This window comes from Cyclobacterium qasimii M12-11B, from assembly GCF_000427295.1.
Lineage (GTDB): Bacteria > Bacteroidota > Bacteroidia > Cytophagales > Cyclobacteriaceae > Cyclobacterium > Cyclobacterium qasimii.
This window is the reverse complement of the sequence record NZ_ATNM01000116.1, coordinates 61,361-75,391: the sequence shown is the minus strand read 5'-3', so window position 1 is coordinate 75,391 and position 14,031 is coordinate 61,361. Positions and strand designations below refer to the sequence as shown.

Here is a 14,031-nt window from a genome sequence, read left to right as displayed (position 1 = left end):
ATAAAGATTTTATCGTTATTATTATACCAGTACTGTGATTTAATCTTAGGGACTTAATATGAGTGAATATGTATTTGTATAAAATTGGTTGTTTGGCATTAAGCTTTTTTGCTTTGACAGAAGGCTTTGCTCAAAATAATAATTTGGAACCATGGGAAAAACGCAAATCTGACAGGCAGATAGACAAACTCCCTGCTAAAGGTCCTTATTTTGTAATTGATGACAGAATAATTGAGGATCGCTGGATGATTGAGCGTTTTGTTGTTCCGCTCGAAAAATATGCAGGAAATCCAGTTGTTGTGAAGGAACATCCTTGGGAAGGCAGCGGGCCATTATTGGGTGGCAAAGTTTTATTCGACCCGCAAGAACAATTGTACAAAATGTGGTACAGTGTATGGGATTCTGCCTCCTATTATAGCAAACTTCCTTTCTCTTACAATATTTCTTATGCAGAGTCAACGGATGGTATCAAATGGGAAAAGCCGATTTTAAATGTATTTGATCGAAAAGATGCTTCCTATAAAAAAACTAACTTGATCAAATTGGGTAGGGAGAAAACCCAAGACATAGATGTTGAGTTTAATCCTGTCTCAAATGCACCTGAGAATAAATTTGTTGCTATCCACAATGAGGCCGGAGGGGTATTTGTATCCTATTCTGCAGATGGAAAGACCTTCAATAGTTCCTTTAAAAATCCTGCGGTCTGGTACCACAGTGACACACGAAACAACTTTGTATATGATGAAGTTCGCAAGCGTTGGTTTGTGTATGTACGTCCAAGAGCCTTTGCTGGTGAAGGTATAAAACATGTTAATAGACGGCGCATTGCGGTCGTAGAAAGTGACGATTTAGTAAACTGGACACATGAGCGCACGGTAATGGTTCCTGAAGAAGGAGATGTGACCGATTTTTACGGTATGACTGTTATTAGAAGAGGTGATTTATTTTTTGGATTTCTTCAACTTTACGCCCCTGGTAAAACAGAAAAAGTAACTGCAGAATTGGTCTGGAGTGATGATGCCTATCGATGGTATCGATTACCTGCAGATGCCCAAAAGAGTCCTTTAAATTTGGGTACGGAAAATGAATGGGACGCAGGCCAAATACGCATTTCAGAACCCGTCATTAAAGGGGATGAAATGTTGTTTTACTATTCTGGCAACAGGTCAAATCATGACAGTCCAGGTAGCCCTGCCATTGGCATTGCCACTACGAAGCTGGATCGATTATTCGGTGCTCGCTCACAAGCCGATACCCTCGGCAGAATTCTTACTCGCCCTTTTGAGGTCAATGGCGACTTATTTATCAATGCCGATGCAGCGGGAGAAATTCGGGTTGAAGTTCGTTCGGCGATTCGTGATGAACCACTAGAGGGATGGACTGCGGAAGATTGCACTCCTTTTACTGGGTCAGGGCTGAACTCCCCAATTAGCTGGGGCAATAAAAAATTAAGTGACTTAAAAGGAAAAATGGTTCGACTTCGGTTTACGCTAATGGATGGGACCTTATATTCCTTTGATACATTGTAAATCAATGAACATGGCTTTCAAGCCATGAAAAAAGGAAACACAAACACCTGAACCTGGAGTTATTGTTGCTATTTCCTTGCAGCAATAACTCCAAAATCCCTACTTAAGTAGCTAAACAACCTTAGCAATTACCATTTCTTCAACGCCTAAAAAAAGACAAGCCTCAAAGTAAAAAAGCACCTTTGATTTGACTTTTCCAATCTTCAATTGTTTCGTCCTTTGCACTGTCTGCCTGGTCAAAGAAAAAATGATGTGTGATTTCCAATCCACTATAGGCATAAATTCCCCTGTCAGATGTTAGGACCAAGGCTTGGTCCATACCTATATCCTGGTACTCTTTTTTAGATTTCCCATGTGTGTTAATAACAACAATCTGTTTTCCATTAAGCAGTCCTTTTTGAACCCCTTGCTTATATTGGTAGGCAAAACCATAACTAAAAACCCTATCAATATAACCCTTTAGAATTGCAGGCAAACCTGTCCACCAAATTGGGTGTATGACCAAAAGACAGTCTGCCCAAGTGATGAAATCTTGTTCCGTTTTTACTTCAACACAAACCTGTCCTCTTCGTTGCCCCTCCATATCTTCCAATGAAAGTACAGGATTGAATTTAAGATGGTACAAATCACGAATCCTTACCTCATGTCCCCTATCCTCAAGAAGTTTTACAATGATTTCCCTCAAATGTCCATTAAGGCTTTGGGGATTTGGATGTGCATAAATTACTAAATACTTCATTTTCTACTTTTTTAAACACCTATTCTACCTCAGCACTCAAAAAGCTTTTCAATTCGTAAAGTGTCACATCTCAAAAGCTATTGAGTAATCCTTGTAGATTTAATGGTATAAAAGTAGGCCCTTGTAATTTATTAAAACTGTAAGAAAACGAAGGTCATTTTGTAGGGTTACAAATTTCTTGTTGAAACTTAAAGTATTTTGTTGGGCTTAAATTTATATAATGTTTAAAATCATTGATAAGTTGACTTTGGTCATAATAGCCACACTCACTTATTATGGCAAACCAATCCTTTTTTGATGGTTTGGTGGCGAAGTTTTCTAAAAGTTCTATGGCATTTAAAAACCTCCTGTACCGGCTAATTTCTTTCGCAGAATATCCAAAATGTTTCTTTTGGTTTATTTGAATAATTCGCTCAGTTAAATTATTATTGCTAGCAACAGTTTTGATAGGATTTAAATGCGCTTCCTTGAAATTGGATAATTGTTCGGCAATTGGATTTCGGGGCTTTAAAAATACATTGCAATATTCAAGAAGGTGTTTTACCTGTAAATTTACCTCGCTAAATTCATTAAGTTCATACCAAAGCGCCGTAAAACAATTTTCTTTAAATAAACTGTCCGGATCCAATGGTTCTTTTTCTCCAATAGGAGTATTTCTAAAAAAGCGATAAAAGGCATCGTTTTTAAAATTGGCTACCAAAATTTTTGATTGAGGTTGTAAGGAATAGTCAAAAGCTTTTTTTATTGGTCCCAAAACAAGGCATTTGTCTACTTCGATTGTGGTATTTTGTTTGGAATGAAGCAAAGCTTTAGACCCAAAATTGAAAACCAATATAGTTTGGTAGGACGGTAAGAGCGTTTGGGTCAATGGTTCCTCTGACTTGTTTTCAGCATAGTAGAAATGAGAAATAACTTCTTCAAAATCTTTTGGAACAGCGATTTTAAAACTATGGTATTTTTCATTTCTTTTTGTCATCGCTGTTTTAATGCTTAAGCGTTCGTACAGACTTATCGTTAATGTATTAGAATCAACGTTAAATGCCTCAAGTAAGTAAAGAAAAATAGCTTACTTCTATTGAATATTATTAAGATAATTCAAAATACGTCTATGGAATATTTCAATTTAAATTGTAATTTATAAAATAATATTATTGTTTGACTTATGAATCATCTCATAAAGTTCTGTTTTTTAGTTTTAATTACATTTTTTTGTTTTGGTGATGCATTTTCGTATACAACAAAACCATTCGAGGCTAAGGACCAGAATGCCAACCATTCTGTTTCACTTTATAATAATGCAGAAATCACAAATGTAGGGGACTCTTACTATACTTTTGAGGAGTTTTTAGCGAAGGAGAACAGCCTAAAATTTGAAGCAATCGAAGGCACATCTACCAATCTTGGCTTTACCAAGAGTAAGTATTGGCTAAGGTTTACGATTAAAAATATTTCTGAGCTTCCTTTACTGTATTATTTAGAAACGGGAAGACCTGTTACTGATATTGTTGATTTGTACATGTTGGCAGAGGGAGAACCGGTCAAAAAAATGAAAAATGGAGACATTATTCCTTTTTCTGAAAAAAGTTTTGCCCATAGAAAGGTTATTTTTCCACTGAATTTGGAGCCAAACAAAACTTATAAGCTCTACATAAATTATATAAGTGATGGAGAAGTAATCAATCTTCCACTGGAACTACACACCCCAACGAGCATGGTATTGAGTACATACCAAAACCAATTGTTCAATGGTGTTTTTTACGGCATTATATTATTGGCAAGTGCTATATACTTGCTTTTCTATTTTGGGATAGGTAATAATAGTTTCCTCTTATATAGCGTCTATGTTTTATCCGTGGGACTACTTCACTTGTCTTTAGATGGCTATTTTTTACAGTACATTGATCCGGAGTCCGGATGGCTCAATAAAAATGCAATCTTGATCACAGCCATATTTTCAGCCTTGGCCTTTGGTAGGTATGCTCAGATTTATACTAATATGAAAAAAGTTGAGCAAAGTATTGAACAATGGACTGAATATTATGTTGGGTGCTTTAGTGGTCCTCTTACTCTTAGTTGTTTTTTATCCGGATGGAAAGGCATACTATTATCCCACGGTAAACCTGCTTAGTTTCTTTGGACTGTTGATTTTGATCACAACGGTAGTGTTAGACTACATAAAAGGAAAAAAACTCGATTTATTTTTCTCTTTGGCTATTTTCAGTTTTACCGTAGGTATTTTTATTCTGATCTTTAATGATTTCAGTTTGATTCCGAATTCTTTCTTTACAAAAAACGGCTCTAAAATCGGTACTGGATTTGAGATATTTTTCCTTTCATTGGCCATGTCTAATCGAATAAAGCTTTTGAAATCAGAAAAGGAAAAACATCAGGAGATAGCCTTGCAGAAATCTGAGGAATCCAATGAAATTAAATCCTATTTTCTTTCAAATATAAGCCATGAACTTAGGACTCCTTTAAACGCCATTATAGGGTTGACCCAATCTATTAAAGATACGAATAAGGAGAAATCTATAAATTCAGACCTTGATATAATTCATTATTCGTCATTGGGTTTACTTGGAGCCATTGATGATGTTTTATACTATTCTATGATTGAAAAGGGTCAATTAAAACTGCAAGAGACCCCATTTGATTTAGAGAAAATGATAACTCAAATCGCCGGTTCTTTTGAAACCCAAGCAGTAGACAAAGGACTTCGTTTCAACTTTAAAAAAATTGGATTAATTCCCCAGTACATCATAGGTGACAGAAGAAGTACTGAGCAGCTCATCGGAAACCTTTTGAAAAACGCTTTAAAATTTACCCGACATGGGGAAATCGGTCTTGAAGTGGAAGCGGAAACACAAAGTGAAAACCGAATCTTACTAAAAGTAAAGGTGAAGGACACAGGTGTGGGTATCAAGAAGAAACAATTGGAAAGTATTTTTGCTTCGTTTACACAAGGACAAAGCAATGACAAGCGGAAATTTGGCGGCTTGGGCTTGGGACTTTGCATTGTTAAAGCCTTGGTGGATTTACAAAAGAGTAAAATTAATATTCAAAGTGAGGAGGGAAAAGGTACTTCCGTTGAGCTTGAATTAAACTACAATTTGCCAGAGGATTCCGGAGAACAAACGGCGCTTTATGATTTTGCTAAATCAGAGGTTCTTGATCTGGACAACAAAAACATACTTATCGTTGAAGACAATGTTCTCAATCAAATCGTATTGAAATTAATTCTAAGAAAATGGGCCAATACAAGTTTTGAATTTGCCAACAATGGGCTAGAAGGCATTGAAATGCTCAAAAAACAAATTTTTGATGTGGTGTTGATGGATTTACAGATGCCTGTGATGGATGGATACGAAGCCACGCAGGCCATCCGTGCTGGAGCATGTGGATCAAGAAATAGCGACATACCAATCATTGCTGTAACAGCAGATGTGACACAAAAAGCAAGAAACAAGGTATTTGAAATAGGCATGGATGGTTATATGACAAAACCCGTTAAAAAGGAGGAACTCTACAATAAGATCAAGAATGTACTTTATTCAGCAAGCCATAATAACCGCCTAAAAGATTCACAATAAATTAAACATCAATAAAAATTGCTTTGACCAATAAAACCAAAGACATTGCACAAAGTGCTGCAACTTTGGGATCATGCTTCACTTTGTTATTTACTTGTATCCCTTGTCAATGCCCTCCCAGAACTTTGACAAAGCGGCCTTTCCACCCTCACTTTTAGAATTTAATCAAAAGGTTTACAAGACCTGCAATTCGCAGGCTTAAAAATCACCCGCTTTTCAGTGGCTTTAAGCAACCACTCACAATGAATGTTATGGCTGTTCCAATCATGACAAGCTACCCAACTTATAAACCTTGTCTAAAACAAAAATTCCCGGCTAAAAAGAAGCATTATCAATCAATGGTTTATGTAAGAAAGGCCTATTGTATAAAAACATTTTAATAGGAAATCGGTTATATTTTAACTTATTTTAAAACTTATTTATTTTGATTTCGAATGATTTACTTCATGAAAATTTACTTTTTATTATTAATAGCATTTTTTTATTCTGTTAATGCATTTTCTTATGGATTAAAAATTTTTGAAGTACAAGATCAGCAAAAATTCAATTCTATTTCTCTTTATGAATATGCAGAAATCACAAATGTCGGCGACAGCAATTATAGTTTTGAAGAATTTTTAGCCAATGAGAATAAGCTAAAATTTGAGCCAATCAAAGGTCCTTCTACCAACCTTGGCTTTACAGAAAGTAAATATTGGTTGAGGTTTTCCATTAAAAATACCTCTGAAGTCCTTCTACACTATTTTTTAGAAACCGGCAGACCCGTCACTGATCATGTGGATTTGTATTTAATGTCAGCCGAAGGGACTGTTAAGCATTTAAAAAATGGCGATCTAATCCCTTTTGACGAGAAAAGCTTTCCACATAGAAAGATTATTTTCCCTCTGGATTTGCATCCTGGCGAAACATATCAAGTATTTATACATTACCAAAGTGACGGCGAGGTAATCAACCTACCACTAGAATTGCATACCCCCAACAGTCTGATAATAAGCTCCAATCAAAACCAATTTTTACACGGCATATTTTACGGGGTTTTGCTATTGGCAGGAGCAATTTACTTGTTTTTTATTTTGGGATTGGCGAAAAAAGTTTCCTTTTATACAGTGTCTATGTGGTTTCTGTGGCCTTGCTTCACATGTCATTGGATGGGTATTTCTTTCAATACATCAATCCAGCATCGGGCTGGCTCAACAAAAATGCAATTCTGCTTACTGCCAGTCTTTCAGGAATAGCCTTTAGCAGGTATGCGCAGATTTATACCAATGTAAAGAAATGGAGCAAAGGATTAAACAAAGTATTAAATCTACTGCTCAGTGCCTTAGTGATACTTTTAATCTGTGTAGTATTTATCTCTAATGGAAAGGCTATCTATTATCCTGCCGTAAATTTGCTTAGTTTCCTATTGTTGATGGTTTTGATCACTACTGTTTTGCTCAGTTATGTAAAAGGCCAAAAACTGGATTTCTTTTTCACATTTGCCATCTTTAGTTTTACTGTTGGATTTTTTATTCTGATCTTCAATAATTTCAGTTTGATACCGAATTCCTTTTTTACAGAAAACGGTTCAAAAATAGGTACAGGTTTTGAAATAATTTTCCTCTCATTGGCCATGTCTAATCGAATTAGGCTTTTAAAATCAGAAAAGGAAAACTACGGGAAATTGCCTTGCAGAAGTCCAAAGAATCCAATGAAATCAAATCCTATTTTCTGTCCAATATTAGTCATGAATTAAGGACGCCTTTAAATGCCATTATTGGCTTGACGCAATCTATTCGGGAAACCAACAAGGAGGAATCAATCAATTCAAACCTGGATGTAATCCAATATTCTTCCTTGGGTTTACTTGGAGCCATTGATGATGTTCTAGATTATTCAAAAATTGAAAAAGGAGAATTAAGGTTGGAAGAAATGCCATTTGATTTGAAAAAAATGGTTAACCAACTTGCTGCTACTTTTGAAAGACAAGCTAAGGACAAGGGGCTTGAATTTGAATTTGAAGAGGTGGGTAATCTTCCGGAGCTTCTGATTGGGGATAGAAGAAGAATGGAGCAACTGTTTCAAAACCTACTCAAAAATGCTTTAAAATTCACCCTAAAAGGTAAAATCGACTTCAAAGTGGAAGCCATTGCGATGCCCGACGAACAGGTGTTGTTAAAGGTGCAGGTGACAGATACCGGTGTTGGAATTAAAAGAAAAAACTGGAAAGCATTTTTGCATCTTTTGCCCAAGGGCAGAATGATGATAAACGAAAATTTGGAGGATTAGGGCTGGGACTGTGTATAGTAAAAGCCTTGGTAGATTTGCATCAGGGCAAAATAGCGGTGCAAAGCGAAGAAGGCGTCGGAACGACGGTGAGCTTGCAGTTAAACAAAACCCTTCCAAAAAATGGAAATGGCGCTAATTCGTTTGATTACGCAAAATCAGGTGTATTTGACCTGGAAAATAAAAATGTACTGATTGTAGAAGACAATGCACTCAATCAAATGGTATTGAAAATTTTAATAGGCAATTGGAAAAATTCACGTTTTGAGATCGCAAATAACGGGCAAGAGGCAATCGACTTGTTGAAAGCCCAACCTTTTGATGTGGTATTGATGGATCTACAAATGCCTGTCATGGATGGTTACGAGGCCACAACGGCCATTCGTGCCGGAGCAGCCGGGACAGCCATGAGCAAGGTGCCGATTATCGCCGTAACCGCTGATGTAACACAAAAGGCCAGGTTCAGGGTTTTGGAAGTGGGCATGGATGATTACATGACCAAACCGATAAATAAAGAAGAACTTTACAATAAAATCAAAAAGGCAATTTATTTAGGCAATCCTGAAATGCCACATAAATAAATGAAGGTCTTGAACAAACAAGGCAAGCCTTAAGGCCTTCATTTTAATATTGGGTTGGGTCAGCCATGCATTCCAACTGGAAATAATAAGTACATGCAGATTTCCGAAGAAGAAATTCAACATTTAAATCACCAATAAATGTCTTCCTATCCTATTAAAAACCTTCCTGAGTTAGCTCATGATTGATAACAGCACCTGCCATATTTCCACTGTAAACAGCCGTGGCCACTGAACGCATCATATAACTGTTATCTCCACAGGCTAAAACCCCATCTACGGAAGTCTTTCCCATAGGACCCACTTCAATGTATCCATTCTCTGTGAGTTTGCAGCCCAATTCAACAGGTATAGCATTTTGTTCAAATGGAATGGCGGCATAAGCAGCTTCAAATGTCTCTCTGCTTCCATCCTTAAAGTGAATGTTTTTCATGTATCCAGCTTCATGCTCAATTGCTGAAATCTCTTTTTCTAGTATTTTAATGCCATGCTTACTTAATTTTTGAAGCTGTTGATCCTCAAATGTTTTTTCACCTTCAGTAAGTATAGTTATGTCTTTGCTAAGGTTATTGACCAAAGAAGCAAGGTGAATAGCTGTGTCCCCATTGGCCATTATGGCTGTCTTTTTATTTCTTATCTCATAGCCATGACAATAAGGGCAATGCACAACTGATATGCCCCAGCATTCAGTAAAACCTTCTATACTTGGCATTAGGTCTTTTATTCCTGTTGCAAGTATTAGTTTTTTTGTATGAAAAATATCTCCTCCACTCGTCTTAATATCAAATCCTCCTTCAACTTTCTTACCACCTATTGCCGTTCCATGGTAAAATTTCACCGTATCATATTTGGCAACCTGCTTTCTGGCAATTTCCGTGATTTCCTGCGGAGTACTCCCATCCTGCGTTAAAAAATTATGGGAATGCGGTGTTTGACGGTTGCAAGGTTTTCCCGCATCTATAATTAACGTATTCCTAAGAGAACGCCCCAAAGCCATCGCTGCGGAAAGTCCTGAATAACTACCACCTATGATGATTACTTCAAAATCTGTTGTTGGTTTCATATGTTTGAATTTTGTGATGGCAGTCCGGGCAAACATAAAATCATGGAAATAATTATCCTATCAAAAGCCTTTTAACTTCTCCCTGCCCCTTTTTGCCTAATGCCTTGAACAAAAGTAGTGAAAATAAATATTAATGCAACATAGTTGCATTAACAAACAATATTTACCTATTCAAAATAGCATTAAAAAAGGAACAACAGAATTGGCCATCCACGCTCTAATGTCAAATCACAGGAAACAAAGCTTATTATAATAAGTTGGAAATGAAATAGCCTAAGGTTATAGGCACAATAACAAATGAATAACTAGAACCGCAGCCGAGTAAGGTTCTATTATTACATTGCGTTAATCCAAACGGTAATAAAAACTCCGGAGAAGTGATACTTTTGTAGTCCACGGGTCAGCGCCCGTGGACAAGAACAAAAATCTTTATTAAACTAGTTATTCATAGACATTTTTTTTTCGACTTTCAATTTATTCAGTATAAATATCAACACCACACTCAACCCAAATAATGGTAGTGTGACTCCTAAAAGCATAACAATCACTAACAATGCTATACTTGGTGAAAAGCCATCAGGAACTGCTGGCACACTTAAACTCCCAGGACGCTTCCTGTAAAAATAGGCCACTATAGCAGCTACACTAAGCACAAGAAGGCCTGCGGCAACGAATATCATTAAGTACCAATTCCATAATCCAAATTGTCCCTGATGAAATGCCATGACCCATAACCTTCCTTTGATCAAAATCCCAATATCCGCCCAGCCATGGCTTACCAAAACCTCACCTGAATATTGGTCCAAATGGTACTTTTTCATCAAGCTTAAATTGGCGGTCCTGTTATAAATACTAAACACATCAGTTGGCTTTTGTGGAAGATCAATAAGGGTCCTGCCATCCAGCGAAAGCTCCTTTGCCTTGGCCATTACTTCATCTAAAGAAATAGTGCCTTCATCAGGAATAGACTTTACAGTATTGCTTTCCCAGGTCGCTGGGTAACCGGTTTCTGTTTTATCTTGCACCCACCTGAACCCTGCGCCAAACACATCTGTCCACGGTAAGCCACCTGCCAAAACAATGATAAGTAGAATTGAAAACCAAAATCCTATCAAGGCATGGATATCCCGGTACAGGATCCGCTTAGTTTGGTTCGTACGTATGGTAACAAAACCCTTTATTCCTTTGCCGCGAGGCCAAAAAATATAAAGGCCGGTTATTATTAAAACAACCATCCAAGAAGCCACCAACTCTACCACCTTCGCTCCATATCTTCCCAACAAAAGTTCTCCGTGCAATTTCCGGACTTTTTGCATGTCGGTTTCCTTCACATTAACTATCCCATTCACCTTTTTGGCATAAGGATCGATATATAAACTAGATTTTTGAGAGAATTTCCCTGAAATGAACTCGGTACCCTCACTTTCGGATCCAGGCAAAGCAACTGCTGTGGGCACTTTCTCCCATTCCTTTTTCACCAGTTCCCATTGCTGCTGATAAGTCATTTTATCCCCAGCCATTTCTTCTACCTGGGAAAGCCTTTGAATTTGAGATGCTTCATAGGAATCCCTGAACAGGTATAGTATTCCAGTAATGGCCAGAATGATGATTACCGGAGCTGAAATTATGCCTCCTATAAAATGCCATTTCCATATCCAGGGAAATATATTTTGATTAATTGTCTTTTTCATTTTGAAGTCTTTTCACCTGAAAGATGGTGTAACAATCTATTGGGTTTTCCATTTTCTATCTGGGCTTTAAAAACAAACGCTTGTCCATTTTGAAGACAAGCATTTGAAAAACAGAAATTATTTTTTGCCCACAAAATTGTATTGAACTCCAAATACAAATATTCGTGGTGCTCCAGGATTGTACTCAATTCGGTCGGTTGGATTATTACCCGACCTTGCTGAATTGGCGTATAGCTTGTTGGTCAAATTCAACACATTCGTATATACTTCCATGCCCTTCCATTGATAGCCCATTCTAAAGTTGAATAAATCATAGCCATCATACTTCACGGTATTGACCTGATTTAAATACCAACTGCCAAGGTATTGCCATTCAAAAGAGGTCCTGAAATTGGGAAACCATTTGGGATAATAACTGAACTCAGCATTCCAGGTCCATCGAGGTGCAGAAGGCATTTCATAACCTCCCAGATTTTGTAATTCGTCTGTAGTGATATCACTTACCTGAAAATCTTCAAATCGGTGCAATGCTGTTGTCCCCCCAATTCTAAACTTGTATTCAGGAGAGGGTTTGGAACTTAATCCAAATTCAATCCCTCTATGGAGTGTTTCTCCGGCAGATTGAAAATCTGTAGAACCATTCGGCTGGCGAATACTTAAAATTTCATTTCTCCCATTCATCTGATAAATGGCAATGTCTACATATACTTTACTTTCCAGAAAGGCTGCCCAACCTCCAACTTCATAGCTATTGAAGTAGGCAGGGTTTAAGTTGGTGTAAAATTCAACGGGAGTGGTATTGGGCACTGGTCTAAAGATCGCCGTTAATGATGGAGGTGAAAACCCTTGAGAATAATTTGCATACAGACCCTTGTCATTGCCTAAGTCATAAGTGGCTCCAACTTTAGGCGTGAATCTTTTATAGGTAATGTCTCCCGAAGTAGCATTAATAACGTTGACATAATCGAAACGCATTAGGTCATACCGGCCACCCAGGGAAAGACGCAACTTTTCTAAGGGCTGAAGGTCATACTGGAAATAACTCGCGAAATTCGTGATGTCTCCATGGAAGTCTGAAATAGGTAAATCCGGGCGTTCTTGTTCAAGGGTGTATTTTTCAACATACTGACCTGTAGGGTCTAATATTGCATTTAAATCGATGGTATAAGCCCAAAATTCATTTTTGGAAAGATCGAGCGTACTTCCTACAATTAGTTTGGCATCCAGAAAATTAAATTTTTGACTGTGCTGGGCAATGGCTCCAAGGCTGGTAAAATCACTGGAATTTATTTGTCCTGTGGCAACTGAAGGGTTACTTGCTAACCATTGAATACGATAGGAAGGATTTTGCCCAAGTTTATTGTTTCGTTGAAAAAGCGTGATAAAAGATTTGGCCTCATTGTTCCAATCGTGTTCCAAAGTCAGACGGGAACGGTAGGCATTGGATTTCCGATAGGTGAAATCAGTACTGCTTTTATAATCTCGGGTAAAGAACTGTACACTGTCTACCCTTCCCGGGCTTTGGGAATAGTAATCACCATAGATAAACGTTCCGATTAATCTTGTTTTATCGGTAAAGTCATACTCTAATCGAGCATTTATTGAGGTTTTATCATAATCAGAACTTTCTAACCAGGAATTGGTTTGTTTACTGCTAAGTCCACCTAAATAAAAGCCGAACTTATTGATTTTACCACCTGCACCAAATTGAATTCTTCGATGTCCCCAATTATCGGCCTGAATGCCTATTCTGGCCGTAGGCAAAATTGTAGGTCTTTGCGTAATGAAATTAATGGCACCCCCTACGGCTTCGGGACCGTAAATAGAAGAAACAGGGCCTTTTACCACTTCTATATTACTAATAGCAAACTGATTGACCTCCAACAAGGCATTGTGATTAAAGACTCCTAGTGGCCTCAATGGTACACCATCTTCCATGTATAAATAATAGGCACTTGTACCCATTGGCTGACGGATAGACATCCCATGCTCCTCATTGTTATAGCTAGGCATGATCACACCTGGTGTCTTATTGATGATTTCAAAGACCTGGGTCGCCTTTGTTTCATTTATCAAGGTCGGAGATAATTTTGAAATGGCAATCGGATTTTCTGTCCTTAACCCAGCTTCGCGATTGGCAGTCACCACAACAGACTGTAAATCCTGAGGATTTGGTATTAACGCCACAATTGCCTGCTCTGAAGCAGGTATCACTACCCTCATGTAACCAAGAAGTTGGATACTTAAAGAGTCATTGGCTGAAATCTCTGACAAAGTAAATTCACCACTGAAGGTAGAAATGGTTCCAGTATTAGCGGAAGAAAGCGATTGAACAATTGCTCCAATTACAGGCTCCTTGGTCTCACTATCGTATATTTTTCCTTTGACGGTTATAGTTTGGGCAAAAATATTTACCGAAAACAGGCATAAGCATGCCAGCATGATGTTTTTAAAACTCATTTTGATTCTTTAAAAATTTTGAATTAATGAAAAGGGGGAAGACACATAGCAGTCCCCAAAACACCCTGAAAAAAACAGGGATCTTATCATTCTGAAGGGACTTAACCAATCAAAAT

General features: G+C 37.6%; 10 protein-coding genes and 2 pseudogenes. 7 read left to right on the top strand and 5 right to left on the bottom strand.

Annotated features, from left to right (window positions below; genetic code table 11):
• Positions 1 to 68 precede the first annotated feature (68 nt).
• Positions 69 to 1,529 carry a hypothetical protein gene (locus ADICYQ_RS14160; protein ID WP_040416344.1) on the top strand — a complete coding sequence of 487 codons (1,461 nt, stop codon included), beginning with the start codon at positions 69 to 71 and terminating at the stop codon, positions 1,527 to 1,529.
• A 163-nt stretch (positions 1,530 to 1,692) separates the two neighbouring features.
• Here ADICYQ_RS14160 and ADICYQ_RS14155 read toward each other — a convergent pair whose 3' ends face one another.
• Both ADICYQ_RS14155 and ADICYQ_RS14150 read right to left on the bottom strand, forming a co-directional pair.
• The gene (locus ADICYQ_RS14155; protein WP_020891592.1) at positions 1,693 to 2,268 is read right to left on the bottom strand and encodes an NAD(P)H-dependent oxidoreductase; all 576 of its coding nucleotides are present in this window, start codon (positions 2,266 to 2,268) and stop codon (positions 1,693 to 1,695) included.
• A 154-nt stretch (positions 2,269 to 2,422) separates the two neighbouring features.
• Entirely contained in the window at positions 2,423 to 3,244 is an 822-nt protein-coding gene (locus ADICYQ_RS14150) for a helix-turn-helix domain-containing protein (protein ID WP_020891591.1), read from the bottom strand.
• 186 nt (positions 3,245 to 3,430) lie between these two features.
• Here ADICYQ_RS14150 and ADICYQ_RS28715 point away from each other — a divergent pair, with 186 nt between their 5' ends.
• The 6 genes and pseudogenes from ADICYQ_RS28715 (at position 3,431) to ADICYQ_RS28690 (ending at position 8,704) form a co-directional block, all read left to right on the top strand.
• On the top strand, positions 3,431 to 4,396 hold the full coding sequence (locus tag ADICYQ_RS28715) for a 7TMR-DISM family protein (RefSeq protein WP_020891590.1): 966 nt from the start codon (positions 3,431 to 3,433) through the stop codon (positions 4,394 to 4,396).
• Positions 4,308 to 5,858 carry a response regulator gene (locus tag ADICYQ_RS28710; protein WP_235114679.1) on the top strand — a complete coding sequence of 517 codons (1,551 nt, stop codon included), beginning with the start codon at positions 4,308 to 4,310 and terminating at the stop codon, positions 5,856 to 5,858. The genes ADICYQ_RS28715 and ADICYQ_RS28710 overlap by 89 nt, the downstream gene beginning before the upstream one ends.
• Positions 5,859 to 6,292: 434 nt before the next feature.
• Positions 6,293 to 6,817: pseudogene (locus ADICYQ_RS28705) on the top strand (7TMR-DISMED2 domain-containing protein); the annotation flags it as partial.
• A 5-nt stretch (positions 6,818 to 6,822) separates the two neighbouring features.
• Entirely contained in the window at positions 6,823 to 7,593 is a 771-nt protein-coding gene (locus ADICYQ_RS28700) for a 7TM-DISM domain-containing protein (RefSeq protein ID WP_316929312.1), read from the top strand.
• A pseudogene (locus ADICYQ_RS28695) lies at positions 7,527 to 8,173 on the top strand (sensor histidine kinase); the annotation flags it as partial. The gene ADICYQ_RS28700 and the pseudogene ADICYQ_RS28695, both read left to right, overlap by 67 nt.
• A 9-nt stretch (positions 8,174 to 8,182) precedes the next feature.
• On the top strand, positions 8,183 to 8,704 hold the full coding sequence (locus tag ADICYQ_RS28690) for a response regulator (RefSeq protein WP_369073256.1): 522 nt from the start codon (positions 8,183 to 8,185) through the stop codon (positions 8,702 to 8,704).
• A 154-nt stretch (positions 8,705 to 8,858) separates the two neighbouring features.
• Here the strand turns inward: ADICYQ_RS28690 and ADICYQ_RS14135 are convergent, their stop codons facing one another.
• From ADICYQ_RS14135 to ADICYQ_RS14125, 3 genes are all read right to left on the bottom strand, one after another.
• On the bottom strand, positions 8,859 to 9,764 hold the full coding sequence (locus ADICYQ_RS14135; RefSeq protein ID WP_020891583.1) for an NAD(P)/FAD-dependent oxidoreductase: 906 nt from the start codon (positions 9,762 to 9,764) through the stop codon (positions 8,859 to 8,861).
• Between the two features lie 437 nt (positions 9,765 to 10,201).
• Positions 10,202 to 11,455, bottom strand: coding sequence for a PepSY-associated TM helix domain-containing protein (locus tag ADICYQ_RS14130; RefSeq protein ID WP_020891582.1), 1,254 nt, complete (start codon positions 11,453 to 11,455; stop codon positions 10,202 to 10,204).
• Between the two features lie 117 nt (positions 11,456 to 11,572).
• Entirely contained in the window at positions 11,573 to 13,915 is a 2,343-nt protein-coding gene (locus tag ADICYQ_RS14125) for a TonB-dependent receptor (RefSeq protein WP_020891580.1), read from the bottom strand.
• Positions 13,916 to 14,031 lie beyond the last annotated feature (116 nt).